This is a genomic window from Vibrio sp. TRT 1302 (assembly GCF_050113875.1).
Taxonomy (GTDB): Bacteria; Pseudomonadota; Gammaproteobacteria; order Enterobacterales; family Vibrionaceae; genus Vibrio.
Map to the genome: position 1 here is coordinate 54,505 of NZ_JBNJOF010000002.1, position 14,906 is coordinate 69,410.

Below are 14,906 nucleotides of genomic sequence, written 5' to 3' on the forward strand. Positions count from 1 at the left end.
GATGTCAAAGCCGTTGTATGTATTTGATATGGATGAAACCTTGATCAATGCTGATTGTGCGATGATCTGGAACGAGTTTATGGTTGAGAAAGGCATCGCGACCAGTCCCAATTTTATCGAGCAGGATCAGAGATTAATGGCTCTTTATGCTCAAGGGAAAATGGATATGGAGGATTACCTACAGTTTTCCATGTCTCCTTTGGTTGATATACCCATAGAGCAAGTGAATGTGCTGGTGGAAGAGTGCATAGAACGCCACATTCTCACCAAGCAATTCAAACAGTCCAAAGTTTTAATTGATCAGCTTAAAGAACAAGGTATTCAGATGGTGATCATCTCTGCCAGCGTCACGTTTCTTGTGCAGGCGGTTGGGCGACGCTTGGGAATTGACGTGGCGTTGGGTATTGATCTCATTGAAGATGGCGGACGCTATACTGCCGAGATTAGAGGTGTTCCAAGCTATCGAGAGGGTAAGGTAACTCGATTAAAACAATGGTTGGATTCACAACCCGAGGCTTACTCCAACATTCATTTCTATACCGACTCAATCAACGATTTACCGCTATGTGAATACGCAGATCACGCTTATCTGGTCAACCCATGTCCGCGTTTGAGAGCCCGTGCAAGGTCTACAGATTGGCAAGTGCTGAATTGGACTTAGCCGAATACTCGCTGCTTGGTAACGACCATTCGCTAACTACCGCGAATGGTCGTGAGCTAAACCGATTCTACGCCGCAGACTCTGACCATGCGTTCGCCGAAAACGCCTTATCAAGAGGGGTTTCTGCGATGTGGTTAGTGTAGTTCGACATCACTTTTAGACTTGTTGCGACAATCACTTCCATCAACGCCGCCTTGCTATAGCCAGCGGCAAAAAATTCCGCTAATTGCAACTCTGTCGGCCAACCGCGCGAGTCATTAATCACCGCCGAAAAAGTACGAAGTGCTTCAAGCTTTGGGTCGCCAATTGGCGTATTGTTGCGCAGTGCTTCAATAACCTCAGCATTGATGCCTTGCATCTGTGAAATCGTAGTGTGCGCCGCCATGCAGTATTTGCAACCATTTAAGCGGTTGTTGGTCATTAGAACGATTTGGCGTTCAGTTTCCGTCAACTCACCTTGATTTAAGATATCTGTTAACTGCAAATACCCAGTGAGCATGGTTGGAGATTCTGCCATGGTGGATAGCAGGTTAGGTACGAATCCGTATGCTTGTTGGGCTTTTTTAAGTAGAGGTGCCGATGCTGCTGGTGCTGATTCAATTGAGTGTATTGTGAAATTACTCATTCTCTTTCTCCTTTAATTTTGAATAGCGAATGGGAGTGACTCAGTCAGTTTTTCTGACTTGCTAATAGTCTTGACCAATCGGTACAAATTAGCTTAATCTTGTTTGTACTGATTGGTCAATACTTTTTGAGGCAAATTTTTTGCGATGTATTGAGTGTCAGAATTGATGAAATACGGACGAGTAAGGGGCGAAAGGATAGGAGTGGAAAGAGGGGAGAGTTTCGATGTTTATACAAGGAGAACGGCAGATGTGTATCTGCCGCAGTTAACACCTAAGCTTATTGAATAAGGCGTAGAGCTTGATTTTTTATCGTGGTAAGACTTTCTGCATCGTAGGCACCACGAGCAAGGACTCTTAAGCCAACTAGCAATGCCATCAAGCCGGAAGCCTCACGTTTTGGATTAACCTGTTCAGGAATGATCCCCATTTTGAGTCCACGGATAAGCTGCCTTTCAAAAAATGCTTCAGTGTCACTAAGCCCTTTTTTCACGATAGCTTGAATGTCTTCATCTTGGTTGGGTAAGTCCAAAGCCAAGTTAATCAGAAAACAGCCTTTCTTTTTAGCGTCGCTGTTACTCTGTTGAATGAGCATATCAAAAAATGTTTCTATCGCCTGTAACGGGTTATCAAGTTGCTCTAACTCGACGAGGATGTCTCGACGTTGTTCACGCTCGTATTTCAGCACACTCATCGTGAAGAGTTTTTTCTTGTTGCCGAAAGCGTTGTAAAAACTGCCTTTTTGTACACCCGTGGCTTCGATTAGATCGGACAGGGAGGTTGATTGATAACCCTTTTGCCAAAACAACTCAGTGGCACGGTCAACGGCTTCATCAATATCAAACGATTTTTCCCAAGGCATGGTCTATCTCTACATCAAACTGTCTAGGGGCAATAATAACTTGCTTGTACCTATCGGTCAAAACGAGTAGGTGATCACTTGGTGTCACGGTTGTTGTTTAGGATACAATAGGCTAAGTTAAGTTATTGTTGTATTACACCTTAGATTGGCGTTAAAAAAGTAAGGAAGCGATGGTGTCAGGAATCACAGACCTAAAACAACGGCTAAAATCAATGTGCCCTAAGCTAACGCAAAACGAGTTTATGTTTTGTACTATTAGCAGCGAGCCATTATGCCAGTGACATCTTAGGAGGCGAAAGTGAAGTATAGCTTTAATTTCGAAGACGCTAGCCAAATCTTTGTGGGTGCATTTGCGCTTGCGGTTCCCATTTCGTTTTCTGAAGAAGCATGGCGCTTGGGGGAAACATTACCAAGGTTAAATTTAGTGATGTTGTTTAGTTTGTCGGTGGTTTTTCTGACTCTCTATACCTACGAAAGTGTTTTTCAGCGCAGCATATCCACTCGTAAATTTGTCTTTGTTCTTAGGATCATACTCGCTTATCTGATCACTGCTTTAGTGGTGGCGCTAGTGCTTTTCTGCATCGACAAGCTCCCTTTGCTGACGGAGCCTCTCATTGCCATCAAGCGAGTGGTGATTGTCTCCATGCCCGCATCGATGGGTGCGATAGTGGTAGACAGCTTTGATAAAGAGTAAGCGTTAGACAGAAAGTAACGAATTCCAATGAGCTAATTTGATCGCTATTTTGGGTTTGGGTTTGCTACCGCTGATAGTCTTCAGGCAACAAACTATGACCTTTGCAGTCGGCTAAATACACCAGTGCATCAATAACGCGAATCGGGGTCAACAGATTCTCTTCGTTACAAGGGTCTAACTCAAACGTGAGGTACAGTGTATCTGCTTCAATCTTGACGAACAGATTGCCTTGCGGCGCTCGTTCTTGAGTTAGAGCGAAGGTGCCCACGCCGAGGAAGTGAGAGCTGTTCAAATTGCGCGTAGCGTAGATATCACATTGCAATTTATGAGCAAGGGTCAAGAAATCGAGCAGTAGATTCACTTGGTCATCCGATACTCGATCGAGCGCATCAATATGGGGCGCTTTGCAGTAACGGTCGAAATAGCCGATCATTTCTTCTATGTCATTGTCAAATAGCATCTTCTGGCACCTGTGTTGTTTGGCTGGCGATTGTACCTATACAACTCTCTATTCTCAAAGCGTTTAGTACGGCTTTTATCCTCAGTATATGATTGATAGTTATTCATTAAAATCCGGGGTATCGCGGCGTCGAAAAATAACAGATATTCGTACTGTTTATATATATTGCATTGCTCATTTGGCTGTATTATAAAGTGTTTCTCAGCACAATAACTTCATGATTATATTAGTTTTTACTAACCTTTAATAACATGGAGAAAAGGTGATGAGCAAGAAAACTAACAACTATAGGCTAGTGGATATTCTCCGTTTTCGTCGGGCTTACGTAATGTCGGATTTTAATCTCAACACAGACCAAATATCGGTTCGTGGTGACGATTACCAATTGCGTAAGATAAAACAGGTAGAAGTACGTAAGCTTGGGATAAAAGATAACATGGTGCATGTTATTTCTCTCGCTTTAATGCTGTCGGCCGCGACTTGGGCGTTTGTTCCACAATTTGGCTTTTTAATGCTCGCATTGACTCTAATTCTTGCGTTTACGTCTTGGAGAAAATACGAACTTAGGGCTGAGTTTGTTGCAACGGATGAAACGGGAGATTACTGGGTATCGATTGCTCGCGGCTGCAGTAACGCAGAGTACAAAGTATTTCAGCAAGTTGAATCTCAACTAGCGTCTTAGGTTAAAAAACGAAGGCTCACCCACTTACGGTGGGCCTTTTGTTTATTAACGTGCGCAGGGGATGCGGCTTTCAAACCGCCTTCACACTGCGGAAAGCTCAGCGCTAGGAGGTTCAGATGTTGAAACTGGTAGTAAAGGTTGCGGTCATAAATGTCATTGCAGCTATAGTTGTGTGGTTGCTTTCCTACTTTGTTGATTTTTTTGTCGTCACACGACTTTCTGATTTCTTGTTTATGGTCGTTCTTGTTATCTGGGGCTTGGCAGGGCTAACTTGGGAAGGCGGAATCGATAGCAAAACCGCGAGGTACAATAACCCCAAGCTCAATTCAGTCTACAAGATGGTCAAAGGTTTTGACGTCGAGAAAGATGAAAGAAAACGCTATCGACAAAACTACCAAGATGGTTTGGTATTGTTTATTGCAGGTATTCCTGCGTTAACAGGATGCATCATTTTAAACATTATATAGCTTAGGAAGAGCGTAATATGTCACTGATACCTTTTATGAGTTCGCATTATGGTGTGCTAATCGATTGGATCGACTCAGACCAACTCAACTATTTGTGGGGAGGAAACTGTTACCAGTTTCCATTGACCAACGAACAGATTGAGTTTCACTGCAATAAGGAAATTGTTCACCCTTTTATGCTGGAGCACAACGGCGAATACGCTGGATATGTTGAGCTTTACCAAGAAAGGGCAGACTGCTTTCGTATCTGCCGAGTGTTTATTGCACCTCCGTTTCGTGGCCAGAGACTGGCGGCGAAGATGCTGCAACTATTAATCGATCATGCACAATCCCATTTTGTGGTTTCTCAGTTGAGATTAGCGGTGTTTGAACACAATGATGTTGCTCGTAAATGTTACCAATCACTCGGGTTTCAGGTAGATAAGGTAGAGCAGGGAACGCGTCGTTATGAAGGGCAAGATTGGAATCTAGTGTTGATGAGTAAAGAATTGAGTCACATAGAGTAAGCTCCACAAAGCGGACGTTGTGGAGCTAAGCCATTAGTTAGCGATATTCATGGTCACGTTCAGATCCAATGAGAGGCGCGACAGTTTATCCTTTAGAATACGACGCGCTTTCTCTAGTTCAGCCACCTGAACTTGTTGTCCTTGAGAATGTACATCCAATCTCACGCGCAGCTCACGACCTACTTTGATAACCCCCGCTACGGCAAGTTCCTGATCAACTTGTGTCTCTAGGGCGAGCACCTCTTTGTTTACCGCGTGACAGATCTCTTCGTCAGGTTTCATCATCAGTAGCTCGCGTAATGCACCGGCTAACATCTCAAGTGGTACTTTAATGAAGTAGAAAGACATCAGCAGCATCATCACTGGATCCGCATAGACGGCATATTGTGCGAATGGTGAAACGGATACCAGCCACGCAGCCACGAAACCTAAGGTCACAGCAACGCTAAGCAACGTGTCCATCTGCCACTGTTTTACTTCAGCGTCTACCAATCCAGATGAAATAAGTGTCGACTTTTTAGCGATGTACCACCATGCATAGCTACAACCAACAACACTTACCACACCGAAAAGTGTTGCAATACTAGCGTCAACTTCACGACCACCATTCATTAATGCCTGAACAGCTGAATACAGTGAGTAGGCAACGATCGCTAAAATCACACTACCTTTAATCGCAATCACCAGAGGCTCAAGCATCGCTTTACCAAATGGAAACTGGCGTTTGGACGGCTGAGCAATGTATCTAGACACGGCGAGCGACAACAAAGTTAATAGCAAACTGACCAGTGAATATACACCGTCAAAAACAATGACAAGTGAGCCAACTAGTAAGCCGAGTACGAGTCCGCTACCCGCAAAGCCCGATGCTAAAAGAGCTGAGAAGGTTAGGATTCGTTTTTCGTTAAGGCTTGTTCGGGCACACATGATGAGTTCTCTTGTAAAATTCCCCTATATTTTTCTCAAAATAAGAGAATTAGACAATCCCTATATGAATGCCCAATATGTTAAATAGATATTTTTTAGTTAAAGTCGTTATTTTTCAATGAGATGCGAGCATAATGCGGTGTCAAAAATATTGTCGCTGACTGATTGCTGGATCAAATAATCGTCGCAATGATTAAAAATCAAACAAAAATTCGTTTAATTTGTCTGCCAGCCAAGACATTCCAGGATGCTCTGCCATACCTGAAGAGGTGAACATACAGTAATCTTCTTGGGTTAAGCCATAAGTGTGTTTTATGACCGAGAGTTCCTGTTTGCGTAGCAAGTGTCGGATCAGCGGTTCAGGGAGTACGCCCCAAGCGTCTTCTTCAAGAATAGTGTTGAGTATGTAGTCAAAGCTTGAGAAGCCTATGTGACGCAGCGAAAAGGGTTGTAATTCTGGATTATCCTTTTCATTTAGATAAACCATGACGGCTTGCATAGCGTTACGCAGTTCGTCATCCGAGACCCGACGAAGTTTGGCCAGTGGGTGAGTGGAACGACATACTGACATCAGGCGTATCTTGCCTAATGGCTGGAACGTGATATGTGGGTCATTGAGTCGTTCGTAATCGACGCCAAACGCGAAGTCTACTTGGGAAGTTGCCACAAGGTTTGCCAAGTCACCACTAGAGGCTAAAACAATGTTAAATGCGGTGGCGGGAAAGCGATTGTTAAGCTTATGAGAGAGATCCTGCCACAGTTCGTCAGGCAGAGAATCATCACGAGCTATCCATACTTCGGCGTTAAACTTACCTGATACGTGAGTACAGGTTTTACGAATACGTGCTGCGGTCACCAGCATATTGTGACAATCTTTGTAAATGGCCTTACCCGCTTCAGAAAGCACCAAATTGTTACCACTACGAACAAAAAGCTCGACATCGAGATCTTTTTCTAGTGCTTTAATCGCCATACTCAAGCGTGTGCGGTTGCACTCTAGTTGGCGAGCGGCTTCGGAAACCGAGCCTGTGTCGGACACAGTACAAAAAGCTTCGATCTGAGTAAGGTTCATCTTTTGTTCAATTTGGTTAGTCTCGAATCGATATTATCTCAATCTCTGGCAATTGTCTGTTTTCCGAATTGAAATGCTATGAATTTCATGCAGTTTTGATACTCTTGGGGCATGCCTAATGAATGTTGTTACAGGGAGATCATGATGGCTAATAGTTGGGACGATGTCGCACTCGATTGGGACTCGGATAACACGACTAGTGTATATGCGGATAAAGCTTTTGAATCTCTACAGCAAGTAGTTGATGTTAAAGGGTTACATATTTTTGATTTTGGCTGCGGAACAGGTCTGCTTAGCCAAAGAATGTCTCAAACGGCAAAAGATATTGTCGCGCTCGACAGCTCTGAAGCAATGATAGAACAACTCGATAAGAAAGAGCTTCAGAATGTAGAACCCGTGGTTGATCTACTGACTCGTGGTTTAGTGGCGATGCACCCTGCATTTCGAGCACAGTTTGATCTAGTGGTTGCCTCTTCAGTGTGTAGTTTCCTACCAAACTATTCAGATGTCGCGGATATTGTTTACAGCATCCTCGATGAAGGCGGGCATTTTGTTCACTGGGATTGGTTGTCGGACAAAGACGAAGTCGGCGGAATGACGATTGTCCACGCTCAGCAAGTGCTGACGAGTGTAGGTTTTAGTCAAGTAGAAATCACTACGCCGTTTACTATCACAACCCCGCACGGTGAACAAACCGTGCTGATGGCGGTTGCCAAAAAGTAACTCGATTCGGTTTAAACAATAAAGCCCAGTAGAAATACTGGGCTTTATGTTTTATACCACTGGGACGGTCTGATATTGACTGACCTCGTCTAGTACCCAAGGGTTGGCAATTGCCCCCTGATTTTTAACTTCGTGTCCATGTAGAACTTGTTTGACTGCCAGTTCGACCAATTTACCCGATTTGGTTTTGGGTATTTCACTTAAAGGATAGATTTCCGCCGGAACGTGTCGTGGTGAGCACTTACGACGCAGCGTCTCTTTTATGGTCGAAATCATGTGTTCGGTCAGTGATGCATGAGGCTCGAGCTGAACGAACAGAACGACTTTTTCATCGCCATCTACTTGCCTTGCAACGGCGATAGAATCTTGGATCCCAGTCAGTTGGTTAACTTGCTGATAGATTTCTGCCGTTCCGATACGAACCCCCCCAGGGTTCAAAGTGGCATCACTTCGTCCGTAGAAAATCATTCCGCCTCGTGGGGTCATTTCGACATCATCGCCGTGGTGCCATGTATTTTCGAATTTATCCCAATAAGCCATATGGTAACGCTCGCCATCGTCGTGCCAGAACCCTAACGGTTGGTTGGGGAAACTGTTTTGACAAACCAATTCACCACGGGTGGCAATAATAGCTTCACCAGATTCATTGAGCACTTTGACGTCCATACCCAAGCCTGCACCTTGGCACTCTCCGCGATAAACCGCAGAAATTGGATTGCCCAATACGAAGCAACCGCAAATATCAGTTCCGCCAGATATGGATGCAAGGTGGATATCGACTTTGATATTGGAATACACAAAATCAAATTGTTGAGGATAAAGGACTGAGCCAGTAGAACAGAGTGTTTTTAGCGATTTTAGCGGGAACTGGCTGCTAGGATTAAACTGTTTTTTCTCTAGAGCTTCTAAGTATTTTGCCGATGTACCAAACAGCGTGACCTTAGCGTCTTCAGCCAGTTGCCAAAGTATTTGCTCGTTAGGGTACATAGGGCTGCCGTCAAATATTACCAAGGTCGCGCCGCTAGCTAAAGCGGATACATGCCAGTTCCACATCATCCAACCACAGGTCGTGTAGTAGAAAATACGATCTTTCGGTTGAATATCACAGTGAAGTTGATGCTCTTTGAGATGGTTTAATATCGTCCCTCCCACTGAATGAACGATACACTTTGGTTTGCCTGTCGTGCCTGAAGAGTAGAGGACAAAAAGAGGATCATTAAAACTAATTCGCTCATAGCGCATCCCGCGAGGTAGGTAGCTGGCAAAAATTGCTTCCCAATCAGAGAATGACTCACAGCGGTCATCCATTGACATCTCTATTTGTAAGTAGTCAATTTGGCAGGTATTTACGATGCTTGGAATCGCGTCAACAATTTTGCGGTTTTTCTCTTCTATTTGGAAGGTCTTACCGTTGAAGTCGTAACCATTACAGCAAAACAGAATCTTGGGTTGAACTTGCCCAAATCGTTCGATGACGCTTTCCGCACCAAAGTCAGGTGATGTTGAAGTCCAAATAGCCCCAAGGCTGGTCGTTGCGAGCATGGCGATCACAGTCTCTGGCATATGTGGAAGGTAGCCAGCGACGACATCGCCTTTTTCAACGCCATTTTGAACCAACCATTGCTGAATGATTGAAACTTGGTCACACAGTTCCTGCCACGTCAGTTGACGACTAGACCCTCGTTCGTTCTTAAACCAAATTGCGGTGTCATCTGGTGCCTGAAAAGAGTAGGCCAACAGATTTTCGGCATAATTTAGTTGCGATTGCGGAAACCAGATCGTATCTCGGCTTGGGTTAAACTGGCCCCATTTGGCCAATCCTTCGCCTAAAATGCAGTCGCCCTTGTAGCCAATGACGTCGCAAAACTGCCAAATCTCGAGCCAGAAGTTCTTTTTGTTTTCAATCGACCACTGGTGCAAGTCAGCATAGCTATCGATTCTATTCCCCTGAATATTAATGTGTTTTATAAATTGGCTCAGGTTTGATGATTCCACTCGCTCACTACTTGGAACCCAAATAGGTGCTGGAAGGTTCGTCTGCGAATTAGACATGACATCCTCGTCTTATTGTTCTCCGTTTTCTCGAATAAGCTTTGATGAAAAGGTAGCCAAAGTCAAACTTACAGAGCTTCAACAGATGGCTGAAAAATAAGAAAAAAGTGTTCAAATGTAAAATAATTGTTACACACGGTCGGTGTGAGAGAGTTGGCTGGCTAAATTGTCACCGCCCCTGCATGACGATAGGCTTAATGTGAAGGAATTGTTAATGGAGCTAGTCATGACACAATATCGTTCTAAGCCTGTGAATGATAAAGGGATAGTTGAATGGAGTTCAGAAGAAGACCAAGTATGGAGTGATTTAGTCAGTCGCCAACTCCACTTAGTCAAACAACGCGCCTGTAAAGAGTATTTGGCAGGGTTGGAGTTATTGGACCTGCCACTAGATAGAGCGCCCCAAATTGTTGATATCAATCGGGTTCTCAAGCAAGCGACGGGCTGGCAAGTTGAACCCGTGCCAGCGTTGATTAATTTTGACCGATTTTTCGCATTACTTGCAGACAAAAAGTTCCCTGTAGCTACCTTTTTGCGGAGTAGAGAGGAGTTTGATTACCTCCAAGAGCCGGATTTCTTTCATGAGATATTTGGCCACTGTGCAATGCTAACCAACCCTGAGTTCGCTGAATTTACCAATATGTACGGCAAGTTGGGTCGAGACGCGAGTGATAAGCAGAGGGTATATCTGGCGAGACTTTACTGGTTTACTGTCGAGTTTGGTCTTGTCAGAGAGGGAAGTGAGCAAAAAATTTATGGCGGCGGGATTCTATCTTCTCCAGGTGAGACTTTGTATGCACTGGATGATCCGCATGCCAAACGGGTTGAGTTTGACCTCCACACCGTGCTTAGAACACCTTATCGAATTGACATTATGCAGCCGGAATATTTTGTCTTAGACAACATCGATCAACTTTATACCCTGAGTAAGATGGATCTGATGTTTCATGTAAAACAGGCGATGGCTGCTGGATTGTTACCCCCACTATTTGAACCAAAGGAAGTAAATCATGCTTGATGAATTGCGTTGCGAAGCGTGCACCGCTACTGCTGTAGCTCTAGGCGCAGAAGAAAGAAGACTGCTATTGACTGAGCTAGAAGATTGGCAAATGCTTGAACGAGACAGCATCCCCCAGCTAGAAAAAGTCTACAAGTTCAAAAACTACAAACTTGCTTGGGAATTTGCCAACAAAGTCTCAGAGCTGGCTGAAGAAGAATTTCACCATCCTTCAATTTTACTTGAGTGGGGTAAGGTGACGGTCACATGGTGGAGTCATTCGATAAAAGGTCTGCATCAGAACGATTTCATTTGCGCAGCCAAGTGTGACAAGCTGATTTAGCATGCAACCTGGTTCAAAAAAGCCTGATTTTATCAGGCTTTTTTGCTGCTAGATTACGCAGATAACTGCTGTTTATGATTCAGAACTTGCTCGATTTTGCAGACCGTAAGTGGCTTTGACTTCAAGTACCCTTGAACATAATTACAATGATGTTGGCGCAGTATTGCGAGTTGTTCTGGCGTTTCTACACCTTCAGCAACTACTTCGAGGTCAATGGTATGTGCCATTGAGATGATCGCTCGACATAAGTTATCCGCGTTACTCTGACCAAGCGCGAGACGACTAACAAAACTTCGGTCGACTTTAAGTACATCAACGGGATACTCGTTTAGAACCGACAAAGAAGAGTACCCAGTACCGAAATCATCGAGATATAAGGTGACCCCCAGCGCTTTGATACGCTGAAGTTGATGAGCACTGCATTCTTCTCGCAGTAGCATAGATTCGGTAATCTCTATTCCGACCAGATGGGCAGGGAAATCATATTGGTCTAGCAACTGAACCAGTGTGTGGTAAATGTGCTCGGACTCAAATTGTTTGGCAGATACGTTAATGTTAATCCTTGGCACATCGTGTTCTTTCCGAGAATGCCAAAGCCGATTCAGAGTCTTACAACACTCATTGGCGACCCAGTCACCAATCTTGATTATCATTCCAGTCTCTTCAGCGATTGGGATAAATTCTGCGGGAGAGACTTGACCAAGTTTAGGATGATTCCAGCGGAGTAATGACTCAAACCCCGTCACTTTATCGCTATCTGCACAATAGATTGGCTGATAAACCAGCGATAGCTGCTTTAACGCGAGGGCGCTGGTTAGCTCTTGTTCTAAAGTGAAACGCATTTTCGCTTGCGAGAACATTTTCTCGTGAAAAAAGACGACTTTTTCATGGCTAGAGCTTTTGGCACGATACATAGCGGTATCGGCCTCGCGGAGTATGCCTGCTAATGTCTGGTTTGGATCAGTAACAATCGAAATTCCGATACTGGCACCAATATGGCAGGACTGGCCGTCGATAGTGTATGGACGGCTTAATACGTTTGAGTAACGTTGACAGATATGACTGAGTGCTGAACGTGAAATAAGGCCGGGTAAGCAGATGACGAACTCATCTCCCCCAAAGCGAAAGCCCATATCGTTGCTACGACAGTGTTCAGTTAACCGGCTTCCGACTTGTTTAAGGAGTTTATCGCCATGCAGATGCCCCATTGAGTCGTTAATCACTTTGAAACGGTCTAGGTCAATAAACAGAATCGAGAAACCAACGGATTCTCCACGACTCATTAGGTTGAGTTGAGCCGCCACTTCGTGACCTAACGCGTTACGGTTTTTTAAATTGGTAAGATTATCTTTGATGGCTTGATCGGCAAGTGAGCGCGTTTTCTCTTCGATAACACGGTCGGATACTTTAAGTCGCGTCGCGTAGAAATTTGCGGCGATAGTCGCTGAACAGGTGAGCAAAAAGATCAAAATAATCAATGTAAGCCCATATCGAGCGGTACTTCCCGTTCGGTCTAGCGACGTGATGGATACTTGCCAATATTGGTTGAACAAAGGGATCCGCGTGACGCGAGTGGCTTGCGCGAGACGTGTTGTGATCCCGTCAGATTCCAGTTCAGTATTAATGTGCGACTCAAAGATGAGTTGCTGACTGGGCTCAATATGAGCTTGAATTTTCGTTGTTGAGGAGTTGATTTCTTTATGCCATATCTGACCTAGCAACTCATGTAGCACCAGATTGGCAACAATGAACCCTTCCAAGTTCCCGTTATCCGAAAATTTGGGCAATAGAAGACGGACGTTAGCTTGACCATTTTGAGTGAAGTCGGAGACACCAATTCTCCCAGTCGTTATCGCACGAGACATTGCACTGACATTATTTGGGTCGGATTCTAATCGAACACCTAATTGGTCACTGCCCTCAAACCATGATGACAGATAGAGTACGGGTAACGTCGTTTGATCAAGAAACCAGATATTCGAGTCGGCTTCCTCTAGTGCAGGGGTTATTTTGAAACCGAGAAAACCATCGCGCTGCGCTTGCCGTTCGAAATCCGCGATTTGGTCTAACTTGACTGCTGGTGCCCACATCACAGAACCGACGCTCAAATTGGTGTGAACTTGTTCGGTAAAATAGGATTCAAATTGTTTGGCTGATGGTCGGTTGCTATTCGATATAAATGCACGGGTCGAATAGATTAAAGACTCAACACTCTTAAGCGATTGCGACAGGGTTTGGATTCGGTTGGTCAATTGCGCTTCTAACTGGGCGTGGATCTTTTGCGTTTCATACTGGTGGACCGTGAAGTAACTCAGTACCGCCAGTATTGTCCCCAACAGCCAGATTAAAATTACATGTTTATAGGAAAGAGCAAGTTTCAAGAGGCGTATGAGTCAAATCGAGAAATGTATAACGCAAATGGTAACTATTATTATTATCAATGCAAGGTGGTGTTGGGCAGATAATATGTGATATTGATCTAGTAATTGAGAGTAATGTAGCTGTCGATAGGCAACCGATAGCGGTTGAAATCAAGGGGTGTCGTTTTCTGTATCTGGTCTGGCCCTGCGTAATGCTTCGACTTCATTCACATAGCGTTGTTCTAGGATAAGCAGTTTGGTGAACAGTTTATTGATATCGAGTATTAACGCCTGATTAAGTTGCGCATACTTTTCGCTTGCGATGGCGTTTGATTGATTGTCTATCTGCTTACAATGTTGACTGATGTTACGCCAGCGTAGCAGCTGTTGTTCTGCGCGCTCAGATAGCTGCTGTAGGGCGTCTCGCTCTAGTTGTATTTTATCCACAACAAAAAGTGATGCCTCAATTTGGGAATTCATACTTTGATGTAAGGTGTCCTTATTGCTGTCCCAAAACTGGCGGATTTCCTGAGGCGTGAATTCTTGATAAAGAAAGGGCTGCTCGTTATGGATTTGCAGAAACTGATTAAATTTTTGAGCATGGAGGTTATAAGTTCGATCTAGATCGGTCTGAAGAGTGAGGATTTCGTTCCATGCTGGAGCTGAACAATGGGCACTAAGTACCTTAAAAGGTAAAGTGATCAGCAGTGCTGCCGTTATAGTAATATTAATACAGTGCCATTTCATCGTGGTTGTTGTGGTGGTTATAACTCGATAAGTATAGGAAAAGATTAGGCGGATATGAAAAAGCTCATCATGGTTGTCTTGTTGTTAGTGGGTATCGCCTGTGCTGGCGGTGGTTACTACATTTTCTATTACAAACCGCAACAAGATGCTCTAGCGCTAGAGGCGGCTGAAGACGAAAAGCAACCTGTTACGCCACTGCCTATTGTCGAAGAAGAGGAAGAGATTCCACCTGCGCCCCCAGTGACAGATTATTACGTTAGCCCACCTAGACTGGGTGTACGGGAAGCCCCAGATGTCGACGCGTTTGTTGAGAGCGCTGTCTACCGTGGCGATAAGTTACACATATTAGAAAAGAAAGATGGCTGGGGGCGAATTTCTCCCTACTATGTTTATGAAGAAGGGGGGCCTGAAGTCGCAGAGTGGGTGCCGATGGACGCACTGCTTGAGGTCGCGCCAACGATTTCAAAGCAAGAGAGGATGGAAACCATCAGCCAGTACATCGAGCAATCTGATGACTTTAAGCAACACTTTGAGATGTTTATAAAAACAACCGACCAACTGCTTAAAGAGGGAACTTGTACTCCTGAAGACTTTGAAGAAACCAAAGGGTGGATTCGTTCCGTGACATTCAATGAACAACAAGCTTACTTTGTTTACTGCGGTGGTTTAAAGCAAGCCAACAAAATCTATCTTGATGTGCTAAGCGGTAAGATATTCTACCGATAGTGGT

General features: G+C 44.4%; 18 protein-coding genes. 10 read left to right on the forward strand and 8 right to left on the reverse strand.

All coding sequences use genetic code 11. From position 1 onward, the window contains the following. Position 1: 1 nt before the first annotated feature. The gene (locus ACQEXP_RS03040) at positions 2 to 661 is read left to right on the forward strand and encodes an HAD family hydrolase (protein ID WP_426968548.1); all 660 of its coding nucleotides are present in this window, start codon (positions 2 to 4) and stop codon (positions 659 to 661) included. A gap of 67 nt (positions 662 to 728) precedes the next feature. Here ACQEXP_RS03040 and ACQEXP_RS03045 read toward each other — a convergent pair whose 3' ends face one another. Both ACQEXP_RS03045 and ACQEXP_RS03050 read right to left on the reverse strand, forming a co-directional pair. Further along, positions 729 to 1,286 (reverse strand): carboxymuconolactone decarboxylase family protein, encoded by a 558-nt coding sequence (locus ACQEXP_RS03045; RefSeq protein WP_426968130.1) that lies wholly within the window; start codon positions 1,284 to 1,286, stop codon positions 729 to 731. 278 nt (positions 1,287 to 1,564) lie between these two features. Next, on the reverse strand, positions 1,565 to 2,146 hold the full coding sequence (locus ACQEXP_RS03050; protein WP_269375605.1) for a TetR/AcrR family transcriptional regulator: 582 nt from the start codon (positions 2,144 to 2,146) through the stop codon (positions 1,565 to 1,567). A gap of 170 nt (positions 2,147 to 2,316) precedes the next feature. Between ACQEXP_RS03050 and ACQEXP_RS03055 the strand changes: the two genes are divergently transcribed. Both ACQEXP_RS03055 and ACQEXP_RS03060 read left to right on the forward strand, forming a co-directional pair. Continuing rightward, positions 2,317 to 2,427, forward strand: a complete 111-nt coding sequence (locus ACQEXP_RS03055) for an ACT domain-containing protein (RefSeq protein ID WP_426968132.1) — start codon at positions 2,317 to 2,319, stop codon at positions 2,425 to 2,427. Positions 2,428 to 2,444: 17 nt separating this feature from the next. Continuing rightward, positions 2,445 to 2,840, forward strand: coding sequence for a DUF2391 family protein (locus ACQEXP_RS03060; protein ID WP_426968134.1), 396 nt, complete (start codon positions 2,445 to 2,447; stop codon positions 2,838 to 2,840). A 64-nt stretch (positions 2,841 to 2,904) separates the two neighbouring features. Here the strand turns inward: ACQEXP_RS03060 and ACQEXP_RS03065 are convergent, their stop codons facing one another. Beyond that, a complete protein-coding gene (locus tag ACQEXP_RS03065) occupies positions 2,905 to 3,300 on the reverse strand; it encodes a hypothetical protein (protein WP_426968136.1) in 396 nt (131 codons plus the stop codon). Between the two features lie 265 nt (positions 3,301 to 3,565). On the opposite strand from ACQEXP_RS03065, the gene ACQEXP_RS03070 reads away from it, so the two are divergent. From ACQEXP_RS03070 to ACQEXP_RS03080, 3 genes are all read left to right on the forward strand, one after another. Beyond that, positions 3,566 to 3,982, forward strand: coding sequence for a hypothetical protein (locus tag ACQEXP_RS03070; RefSeq protein ID WP_426968137.1), 417 nt, complete (start codon positions 3,566 to 3,568; stop codon positions 3,980 to 3,982). A gap of 116 nt (positions 3,983 to 4,098) precedes the next feature. Then, positions 4,099 to 4,449 carry a hypothetical protein gene (locus ACQEXP_RS03075; protein WP_426968139.1) on the forward strand — a complete coding sequence of 117 codons (351 nt, stop codon included), beginning with the start codon at positions 4,099 to 4,101 and terminating at the stop codon, positions 4,447 to 4,449. A 17-nt stretch (positions 4,450 to 4,466) separates the two neighbouring features. Beyond that, positions 4,467 to 4,955 carry a GNAT family N-acetyltransferase gene (locus tag ACQEXP_RS03080; protein ID WP_426968141.1) on the forward strand — a complete coding sequence of 163 codons (489 nt, stop codon included), beginning with the start codon at positions 4,467 to 4,469 and terminating at the stop codon, positions 4,953 to 4,955. 33 nt (positions 4,956 to 4,988) lie between these two features. Here ACQEXP_RS03080 and ACQEXP_RS03085 read toward each other — a convergent pair whose 3' ends face one another. Together ACQEXP_RS03085 and ACQEXP_RS03090 are read right to left on the reverse strand one after the other, a co-directional pair. Continuing rightward, positions 4,989 to 5,882 carry a cation diffusion facilitator family transporter gene (locus tag ACQEXP_RS03085; RefSeq protein ID WP_426968143.1) on the reverse strand — a complete coding sequence of 298 codons (894 nt, stop codon included), beginning with the start codon at positions 5,880 to 5,882 and terminating at the stop codon, positions 4,989 to 4,991. A 193-nt stretch (positions 5,883 to 6,075) separates the two neighbouring features. Then, positions 6,076 to 6,954 carry a LysR family transcriptional regulator gene (locus tag ACQEXP_RS03090; protein WP_138972028.1) on the reverse strand — a complete coding sequence of 293 codons (879 nt, stop codon included), beginning with the start codon at positions 6,952 to 6,954 and terminating at the stop codon, positions 6,076 to 6,078. A 144-nt stretch (positions 6,955 to 7,098) separates the two neighbouring features. On the opposite strand from ACQEXP_RS03090, the gene ACQEXP_RS03095 reads away from it, so the two are divergent. Next, positions 7,099 to 7,677, forward strand: coding sequence for a class I SAM-dependent DNA methyltransferase (locus tag ACQEXP_RS03095; protein WP_426968550.1), 579 nt, complete (start codon positions 7,099 to 7,101; stop codon positions 7,675 to 7,677). 51 nt (positions 7,678 to 7,728) lie between these two features. Here the strand turns inward: ACQEXP_RS03095 and ACQEXP_RS03100 are convergent, their stop codons facing one another. Next, a complete protein-coding gene (locus ACQEXP_RS03100; RefSeq protein ID WP_426968145.1) occupies positions 7,729 to 9,729 on the reverse strand; it encodes an acetoacetate--CoA ligase in 2,001 nt (666 codons plus the stop codon). A gap of 226 nt (positions 9,730 to 9,955) precedes the next feature. Between ACQEXP_RS03100 and phhA the strand changes: the two genes are divergently transcribed. Together phhA and ACQEXP_RS03110 are read left to right on the forward strand one after the other, a co-directional pair. After that, positions 9,956 to 10,747, forward strand: a complete 792-nt coding sequence (gene phhA / locus ACQEXP_RS03105; protein WP_426968147.1) for a phenylalanine 4-monooxygenase — start codon at positions 9,956 to 9,958, stop codon at positions 10,745 to 10,747. Then, on the forward strand, positions 10,740 to 11,069 hold the full coding sequence (locus ACQEXP_RS03110; RefSeq protein ID WP_138972024.1) for a 4a-hydroxytetrahydrobiopterin dehydratase: 330 nt from the start codon (positions 10,740 to 10,742) through the stop codon (positions 11,067 to 11,069). Before phhA ends, ACQEXP_RS03110 begins: the two co-directional genes overlap by 8 nt. A gap of 53 nt (positions 11,070 to 11,122) precedes the next feature. Here the strand turns inward: ACQEXP_RS03110 and ACQEXP_RS03115 are convergent, their stop codons facing one another. Then, on the reverse strand, positions 11,123 to 13,405 hold the full coding sequence (locus ACQEXP_RS03115; protein WP_426968149.1) for an EAL domain-containing protein: 2,283 nt from the start codon (positions 13,403 to 13,405) through the stop codon (positions 11,123 to 11,125). 195 nt (positions 13,406 to 13,600) lie between these two features. Beyond that, positions 13,601 to 14,176: a hypothetical protein gene (locus ACQEXP_RS03120; protein ID WP_426968151.1), complete on the reverse strand. Its 576-nt coding sequence runs from the start codon at positions 14,174 to 14,176 to the stop codon at positions 13,601 to 13,603. A 54-nt stretch (positions 14,177 to 14,230) separates the two neighbouring features. Between ACQEXP_RS03120 and ACQEXP_RS03125 the strand changes: the two genes are divergently transcribed. Continuing rightward, on the forward strand, positions 14,231 to 14,902 hold the full coding sequence (locus tag ACQEXP_RS03125) for a hypothetical protein (RefSeq protein WP_269375593.1): 672 nt from the start codon (positions 14,231 to 14,233) through the stop codon (positions 14,900 to 14,902). The last annotated feature ends 4 nt before the right edge of the window (positions 14,903 to 14,906 follow it).

Excerpts from the sequence above, each read along its gene's own strand:
- ACQEXP_RS03040 (WP_426968548.1), top strand. The coding sequence starts at position 2 with ATGTCAAAGCCGTTGTATGTATTTGATATGGATGAAACCTTGATCAAT.
- ACQEXP_RS03045 (WP_426968130.1), bottom strand. The coding sequence starts at position 1,286 with ATGAGTAATTTCACAATACACTCAATTGAATCAGCACCAGCAGCATCG.
- ACQEXP_RS03050 (WP_269375605.1), bottom strand. The coding sequence starts at position 2,146 with ATGCCTTGGGAAAAATCGTTTGATATTGATGAAGCCGTTGACCGTGCC.
- ACQEXP_RS03055 (WP_426968132.1), top strand. The coding sequence starts at position 2,317 with ATGGTGTCAGGAATCACAGACCTAAAACAACGGCTAAAATCAATGTGC.
- ACQEXP_RS03065 (WP_426968136.1), bottom strand. The coding sequence starts at position 3,300 with ATGCTATTTGACAATGACATAGAAGAAATGATCGGCTATTTCGACCGT.
- ACQEXP_RS03070 (WP_426968137.1), top strand. The coding sequence starts at position 3,566 with ATGAGCAAGAAAACTAACAACTATAGGCTAGTGGATATTCTCCGTTTT.
- ACQEXP_RS03075 (WP_426968139.1), top strand. The coding sequence starts at position 4,099 with ATGTTGAAACTGGTAGTAAAGGTTGCGGTCATAAATGTCATTGCAGCT.
- ACQEXP_RS03080 (WP_426968141.1), top strand. The coding sequence starts at position 4,467 with ATGTCACTGATACCTTTTATGAGTTCGCATTATGGTGTGCTAATCGAT.
- ACQEXP_RS03085 (WP_426968143.1), bottom strand. The coding sequence starts at position 5,882 with ATGTGTGCCCGAACAAGCCTTAACGAAAAACGAATCCTAACCTTCTCA.
- ACQEXP_RS03090 (WP_138972028.1), bottom strand. The coding sequence starts at position 6,954 with ATGAACCTTACTCAGATCGAAGCTTTTTGTACTGTGTCCGACACAGGC.
- ACQEXP_RS03095 (WP_426968550.1), top strand. The coding sequence starts at position 7,099 with ATGGCTAATAGTTGGGACGATGTCGCACTCGATTGGGACTCGGATAAC.
- ACQEXP_RS03100 (WP_426968145.1), bottom strand. The coding sequence starts at position 9,729 with ATGTCTAATTCGCAGACGAACCTTCCAGCACCTATTTGGGTTCCAAGT.
- phhA (WP_426968147.1), top strand. The coding sequence starts at position 9,956 with ATGACACAATATCGTTCTAAGCCTGTGAATGATAAAGGGATAGTTGAA.
- ACQEXP_RS03110 (WP_138972024.1), top strand. The coding sequence starts at position 10,740 with ATGCTTGATGAATTGCGTTGCGAAGCGTGCACCGCTACTGCTGTAGCT.
- ACQEXP_RS03120 (WP_426968151.1), bottom strand. The coding sequence starts at position 14,176 with ATGAAATGGCACTGTATTAATATTACTATAACGGCAGCACTGCTGATC.
- ACQEXP_RS03125 (WP_269375593.1), top strand. The coding sequence starts at position 14,231 with ATGAAAAAGCTCATCATGGTTGTCTTGTTGTTAGTGGGTATCGCCTGT.